Consider the following 15817-nt stretch of genomic DNA (forward strand, 5'->3'; position numbering starts at 1 on the left):
TTAGGTCACCCTAACTATACGCGTATAGTTTTGGGGGTGACAACCACGACACCTCTCTTCGACCCCGCCGTCCTGCGACTGCTGCGTCCCTCCCTCCCGGCGCTGGCCGTTGCAGCGGCTGGCGCGACGCTCTCGGGTCTGTGCGGTCTGGCCGCGATGTGGCAGATCGTGCGCATGATCGACACCCCGGCCCCCGAAGGGGTGGGTTGGGCCTGCGGCGCCTGGCTGTGCGCGGCGCTCCTGGCTGCGGGTGCTTCGTGGCTCGCGCACGCTGTCGAGGGGCGGTTCGAGGCGCGTGTGCGACGCGAGGTGGCCGGTAGTCTGCTCCGGCTGCCGGCCGATCGTTTGGCCGCCTACCCGACGGATCGGTCGCGTCGGCTCGTCTCCGAGGACGTCGCCGCGCTGCACCACATGATCGCCCACCTTCCCGCGGAGGCAGCCACCCTCGTCGCGGTCCCCATGTGCGCCGTTCTACTGATGCTGGCACTCGCCGGGCCCGTATCCCTGCTCGCCCTCGTCCCGGGGGTGCTCGCCGGGGCGGCCTACCTCACGGTGATCCCACGACTCTCGGCGAGACATGGTGCCGAGCGGGGTCGGGTGATGGGCGAGATCACGACCGCGATCGACGACTACGCCCGTGGCATCCATGTCTTCCGCAGCTACGGCGCAGCGGAAGGCGCCCTCGCGGACTATACGGACGCCGCCCGGCGCTTCACCACCGGCATGCTCGCCTGGGTGCGACGCGTCGCCACTCCCGCCGCGGTCGCCGTCGGCCTGCTGCAAGCGGCCGCGAGTTACGCCATCGCCTACGCGGTCGGCTCCGCCCGGGAGCCCGCCGTGCTCGCGGCAATCCTCCTGCTCAGCCTCGCCCTCGTCACGCCCGCACTCCGGCTCGGACACGGCCTCGACTACATCAGCGCGGGGCGGGCCGCTGCCTCACGCATCGGGGCGCTCCTCGCCGAACCTGTGCTGCCGCACGGCAGCGCGAACCCGATTGATGGGCCGGCGGGCGTTCTGGCGGACGGGATCGTGGTCTCGGTGGGCGAGCGGAGGATCCTTGACGGGCTCGCCCTGACCGCGCCGGCGTCCGCGGTGACGGCGGTCACGGGCCCGAGTGGTGCGGGAAAGAGCACCCTCCTTCGCGTGCTCGCGGGCCTGCAGCCGCCTGTGAGCGGCATCGTCAGGATCGGCGGAACCGACGTGTCGGCGTTCTCCGAAGAGGCACGGCCGGAGGCGGTTCTGCTGATCCCGCAGGGCGGCGACGTGCTTCCCGCAAGCATCCGCGAGAACCTTCGCCTGACCGCCCCCGATGCCGACGACGCGACGCTGACGGCCGCCCTCGCTCGCGCCCAGCTCGACCTCCCGCTCGATACCGACGCCGCCCTGCTGTCAGGTGGAGAGCGCCAGCGCGTTTCGCTTGCCCGCGCGTTCCTCGCGCCCGCGGGCGCGATCCTGCTCGACGAGCCCACGAGCGCCCTCGACGACGCGACAGCCACCCGCTTCTGGGACGAACTCGAAGAACTCGCCCGCGCTGACGGGAAGACCGTCGTGGCGGTCACCCACGATCCGCGCCTCGCCGACCGAGCCGACCATGTCCTCAGGCTCCTCCCGGCGGCCGCGCCTACGGAAGGAGACGACCGATGAATCGCAGCACCTCTGCAACCGAGCAGGCGCGGCCGGGCTTCCCGACCCCGGCGAGACGGCGGATCGCATGGATCGGCACCGGCTGGGTGCTCGTAGCCCTCGCCGAAGCTACCGCCTACACGGTCCTTGCCGTCGCGATCCGTGACCGGGGCGGCGTCCTGCCCGTGCTCGCCGCAGCGGCGGTGTCGCTGGTCGCCACCGTGCTGGTCTCCCGCACCGGGTATCTGGGCGGCGCGCGATTGGCCGGCGACCTCTACGCCCAGCTCGGCCAATCCCTTTCGGCCGCGAAGCTGTCCTGGTTCACGGCAGATAACCGCGCACTCGTGACCACCGTTGCCGGACGCAGCATCCCGGCGCTGATGGGTGTGCCCGCCCATCAGCTGCAGACAGTGATCTGCGCGCCGCTCGTCCCTCTGCTCATGATTGTTGCGGTCGGACTCGTGTCCGGTGCTCGCGAGGCAGGCGTGCTCGCCCTCTTACTTCTGGCCGCCCTCGCCGCGCAGATGCTCGCGCAACGCCATCTGCAACGCGCTGACGCCGAACGTCATCGCATCGAGCAGGAGGCGACGCGCGCGACGATGGAACTCGTCGACCACCTCGAACTGATCCGCACCGCAGCCGGTCCCCGAGGTCTCGTCCGCGCAGATGAAGCATGGGCACGACAGGAACAGGCCATGGCGCGAACCAACCGTGCCGCAGCGCCCGCAACCCTCGTGTCCTCTCTCGCATCGGCCACGCCCGTTGCCGGGATGCTGATCCTTCTTGCCGTGTCCGGACAGTTCGCGGCCCCGGCGGCAACCCTCGCGTTGCTGGTGCTCACCATCCGAGCGTCCGCTCCGATCGACGAACTCGCCCTCGCCGGCGTCAGCCTGAACGACGTACGCTCACACAGCTCGGCCTACCATTCCGCCGCGACGGCGCCAAGCCTTCCCGCCGCCGCTCACCCCGTACCTCCGGCAGGTTCAGAGATCGAACTCCGCAACGTCGGACATCCTCCCGCCCTGCGAACGATCACCGCGACCATTCCCCCAGGGGCACGTGTCCACGTCGCCGGACCCAGCGGTGCGGGCAAGAGCACCATCCTCGGACTGTTGCAGCGCTTCGACGACCCTGCCGAGGGCACCGTCACACTTGGCGGCGTCTCGCTCTCCGCACTCGAGGAGGCGGAGATCACCGCAAGAATCGCCTACGTCCCCCAGGATCCCGTCGTGCTCACCGGCACGCTCGCCGAGAACATCAGACTCGGCCGCCCCGGAGCCTCCGACGACGAGATCATCCACGCGGCCGAGCGCGCCCAACTGGGCGAGGTGATCGCTCGCGACCCGCTCGGCATCCACCAGCACCTCGGCGTCCACGGGCAAGCGCTCTCCGGAGGTGAACGTCAACGCGTCGCGCTCGCACGCGCTCTCCTCAAGAACGCACCGGTGCTCGTGCTCGACGAGGCCACCTCCGCTCTCGACGCGGCCACAGAACAGCGGATCGCCGACGCCCTCGCTGACATCGATGCGACTCTCGTCTTCGTCACACACCGCGACCCCGCCATCTGGCACCCCGACCACACCATCCCCTTGGAAGGACCACAGCCGGCATGACTACCATCCGCCGTCGCATCCGCGAACTCACGCAGCAGACCATGCGTCCCGTCTCCGCCAACGCCGAGATCACCAGCATTCACAGCATCGCCCCGAGCTACACGCGCGTCACCCTCGCCTCGGCAGGCCTGGCCGACTACAAGCCCACACTGCCCGCAGACGGCATCAAAATCGCCGTACCTGGGAAGAACGGCGCGCCCGAGATGCGAGCGATGACCGTCTCACGCCGACTCGCACCCGAAACGATCGAGATCGACGTCCTCACCCATACGAGCGGTATCCTCCTGCCCTGGCTGGCCCAGGCCCGCCCGGGCGACCACGTCGATGTGTATGCTGTCCGCCGCGAGTGGGCGCTCGGTGATGAGGTCATCGAGCACATTCTCATCGCTGACGCCAGTGCACTCCCCGCAGCTGCCACGATCCTCCACGCCATCCCGGAAGCAAACCGGGTACATGCCTGGCTTCACATCCCAGAATCCGACGATAGCGTGCTCATCCCGACGCACCCCGGCCTCCAACTGCATCTCCGCACAGGTAACGGGTGGACACCGACAGAACTCTGCGACGAACTCGATAAAACGCTCCCCACGATCCCCCTCAAGACTGGAGTACAGACCTGGCTCGCTGCCGAAGCCTCGACCGTCGCAGAGGCACGCCGATGCCTCATCCGGCACGGACAGGATCGAGACCACCTGTTCGCCGCCGCCTACTGGAAGCACGGCCAAGACAGCACAACACGCGACGAACACATCCGACACGCCTTCTCGGAGACGATGACGCGAGACCTCGACCTCACTGATCCCGACACGCGCGCCGAGACTGAAATGCTCGCGGACGATATCGACGCTAAGCCAAAGGCTGCGCCTGCCTCTTAACGTGCTGTTCGAGGCTTCCTGGTGACAGAAAGCGCGGTAAAAATGCCGACGAGGGTGATAACGGCGATTCCCAGGATGAGCCAGCGGGCTGCTGTGAGGTCGCTCGCGCCGCCGAGGACGAGCAGGTTTCCTGCGATCGCCGAGGTGAGGGTGAACGCAATCAACTGCGTCGTGCTGACAGCGGCTGCGGCCTTTGCACCTTCGACCTCGTCGTCGCTGCTACTCATCGCTGCGACCGACAGGTGCGGGAAAGCAAGTCCGATACCGACACCCGCGATCAATAGCACGACCACCCACAATACGACCGTGAGCGCCGAAGCGTCCGTGACTTGCAATAGCCCGTAGGCGACCAGGCCAAAGGTGAGGAGCACTGGACCGGTACGAGTAAACGCGCGAGCTACGTTCCCGGTGGCGTTCGCACTGAAAAGTTGAGCAACCACCCACCCAAGCGAGAGAACCGCCCCCAGGAGGCCTGCCAGCAACGGGGAGAGGTTCGCGAGCTGCTGTCCAAACAGCGGGATGAAATTCTCGGTCATGACGCCCGCACATAGCGCTGCGACCGTGAGGTACACCCATTTGAGTTGGTTGCCGCGGGTATAGGTGAGTCGAGGAAGCACCCCGTTAACGTCACGAGCATCGACCGCGAGAAACACGATGAGAAGAAGCAGCCCTGCGCCGATCATCACCGGCACCCAGTTACTTGAAAGGGTGGAGCTGAGGCTGAGTGTTGCTGACGTGAGGGCGAGGGCGATGATTGAAGGGATCGGCACTCGAGCCTGTGGAGACTTCGCAGGTTTATGTCGGGGCAAGGCACGCAGCGTCACGAACGTTAGGGCGATCGCAAGCGCGGCGAGCACACCGAACGCGGGGCGCCATGCGTCGAGTTCGGCGAACACGCCGCCGAGTGCAGGACCTACGAGAGTGCCGATGCCGAACATCGCGGACACCACTCCGGTGCCACGAGTCCAGAGGGTCTGGGGTAGAACGCTGCGGATCACCGCGTAGCCGAGGCCCGTGAGTAGGCCCGCGCCAAAGCCTTGTACTGCTCGCCCGGTCACGAACAGTTCCATCGTTGGGCTTGCTGCGCTGATGAGGGTCCCGGCAGCGAAGAGCAGGTACGCGGTGACGTAGGCTCGGGCAGCTCCCTGCGTGGTGAGCATGCGGCTGACGAACATCGTCGCTATCACCGCTGTGATCAAATACCCGGTTGACGCCCAGGCGTAGTATTGCTCACCACCGATCTCTGAAACCACGGTTGGCATGAGCGCTGCGGTGAAGTACAGGTTCATGGCGTACAGGCCGACCCCGCTCGCCATGACGATGACTGCCGATAGGTGCGGCTTCGAGAAGAGCGCCCTCCACCCGGATTGGGTTTCAGGAATAGCGGAGGGCGTGGGCTGCTGCGGGTGTTCCGGTGTCGATGAAGTCACATCAGCTACGCTAGAACTTCAAGTTCACTTGAAGTCAAGGAGAAGGCGCTGTGAGCTACGCACCCACGGATCTCCTCACGGTTGGGGAAGTCGCTCGACGCGCTGGAATCGCTACCAGCGCGGTCAGGTTCTATGAGGATCAGGGTTTGATCTCTTCCGTTCGTACGGCTGGGAACCAGCGCCGGTATCCCAGGTATGTGCTGCGTCGGATCGGGATCATCAGCGCTGCCCGTCGTTTTGGTATTCCTTTGGCCGAGGTTGCGCAGGTGTTCGAGTCACTGCCTGAGAACCGGATGCCGGGAAAGGCCGACTGGCGAAAGATCTCTAAACGCTGGCACGAGCGACTTGAAGCGAGACGACGAGAACTGGAACGTCTTGAAGAAGAACTCGTTGGCTGCATCGGCTGCGGTTGCCTCTCGCTCAATACCTGTCGCATTCTCAACCCCGATGACCAGCTTTCCGCTGAAGGCCCTGGTGCCAGACGATTGCGATACTCCGCCGAAGGGGACTGAGGTTGAGCCAGAGGTCCGGCACGGTTGCCGTCGACGGCTCGTGAACTGCGACGCGGGAGACGAGGACCCAACCCGCTGGGCTCTCGATCGTTCGGATGCTTCCACCTTGCGTGCCTCTGTGGCCTTCCTCTTTAGGGCATCGTCTCAATGAGGCGTTTGAGCCGCGCGAGCCCGCGTTCGAGTTGCCGAGGATCGGGGCGGCCGATGCACACACGGAGACCCGATTCTTCACTCGACGGATCAGTGAGCGTTGCTGTCGGAGGCGTGACGAGTATGCCTTCGCGCGCTGCCAGGTGCGCGGTTTCCTCTGCTTGGGCCCTGGGCATCGGGAGCCAGAGGTGGAAGCCGCCAGAGGGAAGAAACGGGATACGGTCGGCGAGCATCGACCCGGCGAGGTCGAGCCGTTCTTCGGATTCGGCGCGCAACGCGATAGCGATATCGGCGGCGGTGCCGTCAGAGATCCATCGCGCGACAAGTTCAGCCATTAACGGGCTGACCCCCAGGGTCGTTGCTTGGAGGACGGCACGTCCCTGGAGCTGGTTGTTTTCGGGAGAGACGAGGGTACCGACTCGGAGGCCTGGACTTAGGCTCTTGGAGAAGCCGTTGACGTACCAGGTTCTTTCGGGGGCGAGCGTTGCCAACGGTGTTGTCTGGGCGGCTCGGAACACCGAGTAGACATCGTCTTCAATGATGGTGGCATCATACTTGCGGCACACGTCGACGATGCTGGTCCGTCGTCGTTGATCCATGACGTAGCCGAACGGGTTGTGCAGAGTTGGTGTCAGATACACGATCCGAGAAGGTGCGTCCTGAGTTGATCTCAGCACGTCTGCGAGCACGTCAGGGATCACTCCGTGGTCATCAGTGCGTACGGAGATGAGTTGTTTCCCGGTTTGCCGGACCGACTCAAGGGCTCCTGGATAGGTATGTGCTTCAGTGATCACGACCCCTCTGGGCTCACCTGCAGCAGCGAAGGCGACAGCGAGAGCATGTTGTGCGCCATGTGTGATCAGCACTCGTTCAGCCGTAACCGGCATGCCCTGGGTGCTCAACCAAGTGGCGATCGCCTGTCGATGACGCAGCATGCCGAGTGGGTCGGAGTAGGTCGAGAGGTCGGTCGTTGATACAAGCTGAGGCAGGGCTGTCAACGTGCTTGCCAGCTTTCGGGCGGCAAGCATCGGCGGCGGAACGTTGACAGACAGGTCTATGAGCTCAGTCCCGTCGCGTGGACAGTCCGGCGCAGCAACGAATGTGCCCCGTCCATGTTCGCCAGTAACCAGCCCTCGGCGTTCAAGGTTCATGTAGGCACGCGTTACCGTGCCCACCGATATACCCAACCGCCGGGCTAGATCACGATGTGCAGGCAGGCGCGCCCCGGGGGCAATCTCGCCACGGAGAATGTCGCTCTCAAGTGCTCCCGCGAGTCTCTCGTGGAGGGCTGCTGTGCCACCGTCCTCGATCCACGGGTGCCAGGTCGATCGTGTACTCATCGGAAGTCAAGTGTACTAGGACACCTGCCGCATTGAGCCGATGAGTGTCACACTCGCAGTGTGTGTGAAAGATCCAATCCTGCGCCCTCCCTGCCGGGGGCTGTCCCCGGATGAATACTGACACGCTCCTCGCTCTGGGGTTCTATGCTCTGGTCACTTCGATCACTCCTGGACCGAACAACCTGATGCTCCTCGCCTCCGGGGTCAATTTCGGCTTCGCCAAGACGCTCCCGCACCTCGCCGGGATCAGCATCGGATTCGGAGTGATGGTATTCGGAGTCGGGCTCGGTTTTGCCGAACTGTTCACCGCGTACCCGCCCCTCTACACCGGGGTACGGATCGTTGGGGCGCTGTATCTCGTTTGGCTCGCCTGGCAGATCGCCACAGCCCCCGCACCGTCCGACAGCGGAACGCGCCGGAGACCCCTCGGATTCCTTGGCGCCGCCGCGTTTCAGTGGGTGAACCCGAAAGCATGGGTGATGGCAGTAGGAGCGTCCGCGAACTACCTCCCAGCCGGGGCAACCGTGGTGCAGGTAGCGGTCGTCGCCATCATTTACGCGCTGGTCAACGCGCCGAGCGTTGCGTTGTGGGCGCTGTTCGGATCAAGTGTTCGAGGTTGGCTCCAGCGCGCTCAGAACAGGCGCATGTTCAACATCCTCATGGCGATTCTTCTCCTGGCAACCCTGTACCCCATGCTGACGGCACGCCTCGGCTAACAACGAAGCCTGCCGTCAGGTAGATCGACAGAAAGCTGCAGCCGTGTAGTCCGATCTGGCACCGGTGCCTCTCTGCTGTGGGCAGCTCTGCCAACAGCAGATACCTCAACGCGCTGCTGCGCTGAGAGCGACGATTGAAGCATGAGCGATTCCCCGAAACAGCCACTGTTCACCGAATCCGTAAGACGCGAACTGTACGAGCGAAGGGTGCTCGTCCTCGATGGGCCGCTCGATGACGACAACGGCACCTTGCTCGCAACACAACTCATCAGCCTTGCCTCGATTGACTCGTCAGCCGATATCGCACTGTGGATTCATTCTCCTGGCGGATCGGTACCGGCGATGCTCGCGATCCGTGACGTCATGAACACGATCCCCAACGACGTTTCAACGCTCGTTTTCGGTATCGCATACAGCGCCGGACAGTTCCTGCTCTCCGCGGGCACCAAAGGCAAACGGAAGGCGTTCCCACACGCCCGCGTACTCATGCACCAGGGCTCGGCCGGAATCGGCGGTGCCGCTGTGGACATCGCGTTACAAGCGGACGACCTCCGCCACACGCGCGATACCGTTCTCGGGTTGATCGCGGAGGACACCGGACAACCGGTCGAACGCATCTTTGAAGACTCCTTGCACGACCACTGGTACTCAGCTTTGCAGGCCCGCGAGTACGGCTTCATCGACACCATCGTGGGTTCCTTCGACGACTACCGGCCCCAGCAACGCCAGACGGTGACCGGGTTCACTTCCGAGCCGAAGGGGTCAAGCCGATGAGCAGCTACACCATTCCCAATGTCATCGCGCAACATCCTCGTGGTGAACGCATCATGGACGTGTATTCCCACCTGCTCACCGAGCGTGTCGTCTACTTAGGAACCGGGATCGACGCGGGAGTCGCCAACGCCCTCATCGCACAACTGCTGTACCTCGAAGCAGACAGTCCTGATAGTGACATCCAGCTCTACATCAACTGCGAGGGCGGCGACCCGAGCGCTATGCTCGCCATTTACGACACGATGAAGTTCATCAAGCCTAATGTCGCCACAACATGTGTCGGGCAAGCGGTATCCGTCGGAGCAGTGCTTCTCGCCGCTGGCGCACCAGGGAAACGTGCGGCGCTGCCGCACGCACGGATCGTGCTCCACCAGCCAGCCGCGCAAGGCCGAGGGACGATCCCCGATCTCATCTTGCAAGCCGATGAAGTCATCAGACTACGCTCCGACATCGAGGGCGTACTCGCGCACCACACGGGCCAGAGCATCGAAACGCTCCGCGCGGACACCGACCATGATCGGGTGTTCACCGCGAGCACCGCCCGCGATTACGGACTTCTTGACCATGTGATCGCGCAACGGTGATAGCAGGATGGCTGGCTCACAGACACGGGATCAGGCAGCAAGCGCAAAGAACGACTGCGATACCGAAATCTCGACCTGTGTGTCACTCGTCATCGCGAGGGACCGAGCAACATCCAAGGTGAGATCAAGCAGCGTGATCCCTAATGCGCCTCCAACCGCAGCGATAATCTCGCTCGAAGGTTCCTTCAGCCCCCGCTCGATCTCGGAAAGATACTGCGGCGATACCCCCGCGCGCGCGGCCACCTCGTTTAAGGTCTCACCGCTATCTGTCCGCCGCTCTCTCAGCGATTCACCGAGCATGTGCCGCCACAGGGGTTCGCGGGATTCGGGAACCCTGGATTCACCATCGGCATCAGTGCTTTTGGGGCTGATCGGGCTCGCAGCCGTGGGCGTTTCAACCATGCTTCATGATAAAGCCCCCGCCCCCGAGCCCGCAGCCGAATCTGCTCACAGCGGAGACGGTGTCCAGATCAGCGCCTTCTAGCGCAATCCATTCCCAAGGGGTCGGAGGCGATCCTCTGCGTCGCAGAGCGAACAAGTCCGCAGATCACGCTCACATACTTGTCGCCCACCCAGGGCACTACCCGCCTGATAACGCTGGGATTGAAAAACCGGTCGCGGGTTCCGCTGTCGCACCTCCCTTGTGGGAGGCGTCACCGTGGACGAGCACAGCACACCAGCCGCGAGCATCGATGCCGCGGCCCCAGCAGATTCATTCTGCCACGAATTCGAGAGCCCGCATGGACTGCGGGCCCTCCTTGTCCGGTTACATGAGTCCGGGCCGGGCGCCTGGCGGGGTGACCGTGAAGCATCAGAACTTATGCGGTACACCGCTACGAAGTACCGGCCACTCGCGCGTAAGCACGGACTGGACGCCTGGGAGGTCGCCTCTGCCGCGTTCGAGGTTATGCTCGCTCCCTCGACGCGGAACGCGGACAACCCGTGGGCCGTGGTCACCCGTGCCGTGCAGATCACTTGTCACGCGGAGACTCGTGCCGCAGGAATGCTGACCTCTGCCAACAAGGTGCGTCACACCGCTCGGATCGTCGGGTTTCATGATGCTGTGCGGTTCGCCGAGCGAGAGCGCTTGGCCGACTATCACCCCGCATTCACACACAACGACGACGACGCGGACGAGAACGAGCATGAGGCACGAGTGGCCGCGCTGCTGTCTGCGACGGTCGCGCTATTCGTCTCGGCGGGCTGGGATACTGCGCTCGTTGCCGAGTGCGTTGAGCATGTGGTCTACCGGCTCGCTGATCTGTCCTCGCGTCAGCGCGGGGTCGAGGTACTGCGCCGCGACCGCACGATCCCGGTGCTGCTCGGTCTGCCGCCCCGCTCGTGGTCGACCTTGTTGCGGATCGTGCTCGGGCATCCCGACCGGAAACATGCTGGTACCCCGGTCGGTGACGGTGTGCTGCTGCGATTACTGCGCGGCGAAACGGTGGACGCTCTGCGCGACGACGAGGCGCTGATGGATGCGATCCGCGCCGCCCATCCCGACAAGCACAACCCACGATGAATCTGGGGGCGGGGCTCCGCACCTAACGGTATGAACACCCACACCGCCATCCCCGCCGCCGCCCCTGTTCCGTCGTCTGCTGCCACGCTCGGCGCGCGGCTCGCCGCCGCCTCCCGTAGTGCGCAGGGCTTCACCACCGTGGTGGCCGATCCTGCGGTGCTGGCCGAACTGCGCGAGCTCTGCACCACGCCACGCCCCATGAGCCCGGCTGTCGCTGAGAAAGGCAACGGCCCCGCCCCCTAATCTGCTTTGCTGCCAGGGGCGGGGCCAATCACGCACGATCCGGCTTATGCGCGCCAGATGAACTCGACCCGGTGCGAGAGGACTTCGGCACGGTACGCAGCACGACGCACATGGAACGCTTCGACGCTCTCGTTACGGCGACGGGCCGGGGTCGCACCGTTCATGCCCTGCGGGAGCGCGTGCACGAGTACGGCTTGGAGAATGAGGCTCGCCGCTTGGTACTGCCACATCGGGGTGCGGCCCTCCCATTCGGTCGCAACCGTAGTGACGTCGATGCTCGACCCAGCGTGCTCAGGCATGGCGGCGGTGTACTCGCGGCGGGTCGCCTCGATCCGCTCCGCGATCCTCGCGCGCTGCCGCACCCACATCGCTTTATCGATCAGCCCGTCGTAGTAGTCGTCATCAAGCCTGGCCAGGCGCTCCCGGTCCGCGTCGAGCATCGCTGTGAGCCCGACTCGCGCCACAAGGTCGCCGCTGGATCGTTGGCGTTCTTTGGGGTGGAGAGTGATCTGCTCGAACGTCGCCAGCACAGCCTCTTCCACGAGCCTCTCGATTTCGGCAGAACGGATCGAACGGTGACACCCGCCCCGCGTGGGCTGGATGCACTGGTACACGCCGCCCCGGTGAATCATCGCCGTCCCGCACTTCGAACAGCGGATCAGCCCCGAGAAGGGATACATGCGCTTCGCCGCCCCGGTGCCGGGTTGGTGGAAGCTCCGCGCTTGCTTCCTCGCGTCGAGCACATCGGAGACTTGCTGCCAGGTGTCCTCATCCACGAGCGCGGGCCACGCCGCTTTCACTTGCATTTTCGAGGTCTTCGCGCGACTCCCGTCCGGCATGACGGGCCGATACTCGCGCACACCCTTGTTGGAGGGGTTGTAGAGCACCATCTTGAGTGTCCGATCTGACCAGGCGCACCCGTGGGTGGTGAGGATGCCGCGCGCATTCCACTCCTTGCGAATGCGATAGAGCGAGTCACCGGCCAGCACCCGCTGATACATCTCGACTACCAGCGGCCCCGTCACCGGATCGGTCACAAGCGCGCCTGCCTCGGCGCGGTATCCGAATGGCACCCTGCCGCCGTGCCAGGCACCCTCGATTGCCTGCTGTTTCGCCGCCCGTGCGACACGGCGGGCAGTGTCAGCGGACGACTTGTTCGCCATCGCCACCAGCACCCTGGCCATCGCCACGTCAGAGTCCGTATCCAACCGAAGTGAGCCGGTGACTGAGCGGACGGTGAACCCGCCGAGCACCTTCGCATCGATGAGGTCTTCCAAGTCGCGCGGGTCGCGCACCGCACGATCCAAGTCGTAGGCGACCATCACCTGCGCGTGACCGTCGGTGAGGTGTGTGAGCATGGCGCGGAACTGAGGACGGATCACCCGCCGCACCCGCTCACCAGACGGGAGCGTGATCGTGCGCTGCTTGAACGCCGACGTGTCATTCTCACGAAACACCGCTGCGACTTCCCACCCGTGGGCGGCGGCGTAGGCTCGGCAGTCCGACGCCTGCCGATCCACGCCGCGTTCGGTGCCCTCGGGGTCGTCACTGATGCGGACGTACACCACCGCCCGCAATGGCTCCGTGGTCTGCTCTTGCTGCTCGTTTTGGCCCATGCTCCGGCCCGCCTTCCTTCTCGTGTGAGAGGTAGGTGCGTTTACAGAACCTCGGCTAGCCGAGATCAACATGCTCGGACACGTATGCGGCAGGCAGTACGATCGCGCCTCCGAAACGACGCCCGATGGCTCGTACGGTGAGTGAGCCGTCGTCACGGACCTGGGTGATGTGCCAACGTGCACCGTTGCGCACCCATGTGTCTTTCGTGCGCAGTCGCCGGTCGTTGCGTCGAGTAATAATCGTGTCCCCGACACCCGCCAACGACCCGTCATTGAGTTCCACCTCACGACTCGGGTGTAGAGCACCGTCAAGAATCAGATCTGCCCGGGCACGGTTGTTGAGTGCGGTGACGGTCTCATTGGTCTCCGCGATCAACACCGATGAAGTGCCCGCCGCGGTGTCTTCACGCCAGGCAGCATATGCGGCGTCTGTCATCGTGTCTTCGCCACCGTCATGGATGCGGCCATGATCGAGGTAGGTGTCGATGATGTCGGTGCGGCCGTGCCGAAGTTCAAGGGATGCGGTCTTTTCCCACTCATGGGTGAACCGGTGAATATCGATCAGTTCGGGTGCGTCGTCCCGGTCACCGGCCAGCAGTGCGAACGCTCCGCCTGCGTCTACGGATTGCAGTTGCGCATAGTCACCAACGAGCAGTATCTTCGCGCCTGCCTTTTCGGCAAGTCCTGTGATGCGATCGAGTGAATGAGTACCGGCGAGGCTCGCTTCGTCAATGATTACGAGTTGACCTGCCGTGAACGTGGTGCCGTGGGTGAGGTGGTTGTGCCACCACTTCGCAGTGTTCTCTGTAGTGATACCGAGGTCTTCAGCGAGAACGTCTGCGGCGACAGCTGACGGTGCGAGGCCGACAACCGAACCGGCTCCGTGTTCGTGTTCCCATGCACGGCGGAGCGCGTTCATCGCGGTGGTCTTCCCGGCACCGGCTGCCCCTACAAGCACGTCGATAGTCCTGCCCGACACAGCGATCGACGCGAGTGCGGTCGCTTGATCATCGCTCAGCATCCGCCCATCAGCATCGGGACGACGGGTGATCTGCTTGACCGTCGTAAGCTCCACAGTAGGTGACGCCGTTGAACGGGAACGTTGCAGGAGGCGGTCTTCTGCTTCCAGCAGGGTTTCGGAGGAATACACGGTGGAGTGCTTCGGTCGGAATCTGCTCGTGCCATCATCTCGTTGGAATACGACCGGGCTTGATGCCAATTCGGGTGGCGTCAACCTGAGGGACGCGTTCTCAGCTGCATCAACCACAAGCCCGGTGATGGCTTCACGATCCAACATGGAGGCGAAGCGCCATCCCATGAGTTGACGGGATGCTTCGGCGTGCAGGTTCCAGCGCCGCCACGTCGACCGTTTCTCACCCACTACATCCACGATGTTCTGCCCGATCTCAGCAGTCACATCGAGGGGTACATCGTCAGCACGCAACAGCATCGCGGACGCGTTCACTGCAACGTCTTGCGCCCACTGGGTTGCATCTTCACCGAGCAGGCGAGTTGCGCGGGTGCGCCAATCTGAGGTGAGTTCTGCCAGGGATCGCACCTGTTTTTCGGGTCGGGTTGCGAGGGTTGCCTGGGCTCGGAGCTTGAGAATCGTCGCCGTGGACGGCTGCTTGCCGTGCTTGTCGATATAGGCGTCGATGAGGCGGTTCTTCTCGACCTCAATATGGTGGGAACGAGTCGAGAACTCCGACACCAATTCCTCAGGCACAGCGGTGATTGCCCATGCCGGGTTACGATCACGACCCATATCCCGGGCTTCCCATTCGATACCGAACGTGCGGGTCATGTGATCGGCAAACACCGCCTCGTGGAGTTCTGAAAGTGCGACGACGGCGGCGTGCATCGGCCTGCCGTCAAGGGAGCGCCACTTGCCGTCTTGCGCGGTCTGGACCTTGTTGGAGATCACGACGTGCGTGTGCAAGTGCGGGTCACCGGCACGGGAGTCGTAGTGATCGAATGCGGTGGCGATCACCCCAGTGACATCGACTTGAGCTGCGGCACCATCCGGCCCGGTTGCACCGACTCGCGTGGCTGCAACCTCACGCTCGATGAATGCAACCACCTCCGCAATCGCCGCATGGTGCGCTTGCGCGATCAGCGCTTGCGTCCCTGCATCGGCAACTGCCCACAACACCGACGCGGACTTCGGTATCGAGAACGTGTAATCAAATCCAGCTACGGCACGACGGGTACCCCGCTCGGTTTCCTCGGCTTCGATCTGTGCGACTTGTTTCGCACGGGCGGCGGACGACAATGACGCATCCAGCTCTGATACTCGGTGCTCGATGCGCTCCGAAACGGGCGTAAAGGACTGATATGCACGGCCGAGGGGGTCACCGGTGATCGGGTCACGGCCCATCCCAACAAGCAGCTGGAGTTGCGCTTCGGATACCTGGTCACCGGTGCTGAGTTGTCCTGCTCCGATCCCGGCGAGGCCTTGCCCGATCCAGCGCCCGGGTGGTGATCCCTGCTCGGCGTAGTAGCGGGTCAAGGGAGTCGAGAGCGACCAATCTCCATCACCGGCGGCCACGGTGCGCAGCAGATATTTGTAGCCGTCCCCGGCGGACATCACCCGCACCGAAACCGTCATCGCTCCTACCTCCTGAACGACAGGTAAGCCTCAGAGACCGCTCCGACTGCCGCGTCAGCTCAGGGTTGATTCGCGGGCTCGCGCCTCTTCTGCAAGACGCGTGGCGGCTCGTGTTGGGACCCAGACAGATGATCGTCGAGAACGTGCTCGGCCCGCTCTCGACCACGAAATATGCCCACAGAGGTAAGGAGCAACCGGAGATGTTCACCGT

At 64.1% G+C, this 15817-nt stretch carries 14 protein-coding genes; 9 read left to right on the forward strand and 5 right to left on the reverse strand.

Annotated features, from left to right (window positions below):
• The first annotated feature begins 36 nt into the window (after positions 1-36).
• From HMPREF3092_RS03215 to HMPREF3092_RS03225, 3 genes are all read left to right on the forward strand, one after another.
• Entirely contained in the window at positions 37-1644 is a 1608-nt protein-coding gene (locus HMPREF3092_RS03215) for an ATP-binding cassette domain-containing protein (RefSeq protein WP_034375285.1), read from the forward strand.
• A gap of 86 nt (positions 1645-1730) precedes the next feature.
• Positions 1731-3236, forward strand: a complete 1506-nt coding sequence (locus HMPREF3092_RS03220; RefSeq protein ID WP_256174367.1) for an ATP-binding cassette domain-containing protein — start codon at positions 1731-1733, stop codon at positions 3234-3236.
• Positions 3233-4111, forward strand: coding sequence for a siderophore-interacting protein (locus tag HMPREF3092_RS03225; RefSeq protein WP_034375290.1), 879 nt, complete (start codon positions 3233-3235; stop codon positions 4109-4111). Before HMPREF3092_RS03220 ends, HMPREF3092_RS03225 begins: the two co-directional genes overlap by 4 nt.
• Here HMPREF3092_RS03225 and HMPREF3092_RS03230 read toward each other — a convergent pair.
• Positions 4108-5541, reverse strand: a complete 1434-nt coding sequence (locus tag HMPREF3092_RS03230; protein WP_218079000.1) for an MFS transporter — start codon at positions 5539-5541, stop codon at positions 4108-4110. The genes HMPREF3092_RS03225 and HMPREF3092_RS03230 overlap by 4 nt on opposite strands.
• A 50-nt stretch (positions 5542-5591) precedes the next feature.
• Between HMPREF3092_RS03230 and soxR the strand changes: the two genes are divergently transcribed.
• Positions 5592-6053 (forward strand): redox-sensitive transcriptional activator SoxR, encoded by a 462-nt coding sequence (gene soxR, locus HMPREF3092_RS03235; RefSeq protein ID WP_034375295.1) that lies wholly within the window; start codon positions 5592-5594, stop codon positions 6051-6053.
• Between the two features lie 131 nt (positions 6054-6184).
• Here soxR and HMPREF3092_RS03240 read toward each other — a convergent pair whose 3' ends face one another.
• Positions 6185-7543: an aminotransferase-like domain-containing protein gene (locus tag HMPREF3092_RS03240; RefSeq protein WP_034375297.1), complete on the reverse strand. Its 1359-nt coding sequence runs from the start codon at positions 7541-7543 to the stop codon at positions 6185-6187.
• Between the two features lie 110 nt (positions 7544-7653).
• Between HMPREF3092_RS03240 and HMPREF3092_RS03245 the strand changes: the two genes are divergently transcribed.
• From HMPREF3092_RS03245 to HMPREF3092_RS03255, 3 genes are all read left to right on the forward strand, one after another.
• Entirely contained in the window at positions 7654-8259 is a 606-nt protein-coding gene (locus tag HMPREF3092_RS03245; protein ID WP_034375299.1) for a LysE family translocator, read from the forward strand.
• A gap of 141 nt (positions 8260-8400) precedes the next feature.
• Positions 8401-9033, forward strand: a complete 633-nt coding sequence (locus HMPREF3092_RS03250; protein ID WP_034375303.1) for a ClpP family protease — start codon at positions 8401-8403, stop codon at positions 9031-9033.
• Entirely contained in the window at positions 9030-9617 is a 588-nt protein-coding gene (locus HMPREF3092_RS03255; protein WP_034375306.1) for a ClpP family protease, read from the forward strand. Before HMPREF3092_RS03250 ends, HMPREF3092_RS03255 begins: the two co-directional genes overlap by 4 nt.
• 30 nt (positions 9618-9647) lie before the next feature.
• Here the strand turns inward: HMPREF3092_RS03255 and HMPREF3092_RS03260 are convergent, their stop codons facing one another.
• Positions 9648-10019 carry a helix-turn-helix domain-containing protein gene (locus HMPREF3092_RS03260; RefSeq protein WP_081976562.1) on the reverse strand — a complete coding sequence of 124 codons (372 nt, stop codon included), beginning with the start codon at positions 10017-10019 and terminating at the stop codon, positions 9648-9650.
• Between the two features lie 601 nt (positions 10020-10620).
• Between HMPREF3092_RS03260 and HMPREF3092_RS11480 the strand changes: the two genes are divergently transcribed.
• On the forward strand, positions 10621-11139 hold the full coding sequence (locus tag HMPREF3092_RS11480) for a hypothetical protein (protein WP_226998064.1): 519 nt from the start codon (positions 10621-10623) through the stop codon (positions 11137-11139).
• 30 nt (positions 11140-11169) lie between these two features.
• Positions 11170-11382: a hypothetical protein gene (locus HMPREF3092_RS03270; RefSeq protein WP_034375397.1), complete on the forward strand. Its 213-nt coding sequence runs from the start codon at positions 11170-11172 to the stop codon at positions 11380-11382.
• 44 nt (positions 11383-11426) lie between these two features.
• Here HMPREF3092_RS03270 and HMPREF3092_RS03275 read toward each other — a convergent pair whose 3' ends face one another.
• Positions 11427-12998, reverse strand: coding sequence for a recombinase family protein (locus tag HMPREF3092_RS03275; RefSeq protein ID WP_070423823.1), 1572 nt, complete (start codon positions 12996-12998; stop codon positions 11427-11429).
• 55 nt (positions 12999-13053) lie between these two features.
• Positions 13054-15606 carry a MobF family relaxase gene (gene mobF / locus HMPREF3092_RS03280; RefSeq protein ID WP_256174368.1) on the reverse strand — a complete coding sequence of 851 codons (2553 nt, stop codon included), beginning with the start codon at positions 15604-15606 and terminating at the stop codon, positions 13054-13056.
• Positions 15607-15817 lie beyond the last annotated feature (211 nt).

It is taken from the genome of Brevibacterium sp. HMSC24B04, from assembly GCF_001806835.1.
In the GTDB taxonomy this organism is placed as follows: Bacteria; Actinomycetota; Actinomycetes; order Actinomycetales; family Brevibacteriaceae; genus Brevibacterium; species Brevibacterium ravenspurgense.

What these genes read in the sequence shown, in the direction of transcription:
- HMPREF3092_RS03225 (WP_034375290.1), top strand. Translation starts at nt 3,233, where the DNA reads ATGACTACCATCCGCCGTCGCATCCGCGAACTCACGCAGCAGACCATG.
- HMPREF3092_RS03240 (WP_034375297.1), bottom strand. Translation starts at nt 7,543, where the DNA reads ATGAGTACACGATCGACCTGGCACCCGTGGATCGAGGACGGTGGCACA.
- HMPREF3092_RS03245 (WP_034375299.1), top strand. Translation starts at nt 7,654, where the DNA reads ATGAATACTGACACGCTCCTCGCTCTGGGGTTCTATGCTCTGGTCACT.
- HMPREF3092_RS03250 (WP_034375303.1), top strand. Translation starts at nt 8,401, where the DNA reads ATGAGCGATTCCCCGAAACAGCCACTGTTCACCGAATCCGTAAGACGC.
- HMPREF3092_RS03255 (WP_034375306.1), top strand. Translation starts at nt 9,030, where the DNA reads ATGAGCAGCTACACCATTCCCAATGTCATCGCGCAACATCCTCGTGGT.
- HMPREF3092_RS03260 (WP_081976562.1), bottom strand. Translation starts at nt 10,019, where the DNA reads ATGGTTGAAACGCCCACGGCTGCGAGCCCGATCAGCCCCAAAAGCACT.
- HMPREF3092_RS11480 (WP_226998064.1), top strand. Translation starts at nt 10,621, where the DNA reads ATGCTGACCTCTGCCAACAAGGTGCGTCACACCGCTCGGATCGTCGGG.
- HMPREF3092_RS03270 (WP_034375397.1), top strand. Translation starts at nt 11,170, where the DNA reads ATGAACACCCACACCGCCATCCCCGCCGCCGCCCCTGTTCCGTCGTCT.
- HMPREF3092_RS03275 (WP_070423823.1), bottom strand. Translation starts at nt 12,998, where the DNA reads ATGGGCCAAAACGAGCAGCAAGAGCAGACCACGGAGCCATTGCGGGCG.
- mobF (WP_256174368.1), bottom strand. Translation starts at nt 15,606, where the DNA reads ATGACGGTTTCGGTGCGGGTGATGTCCGCCGGGGACGGCTACAAATAT.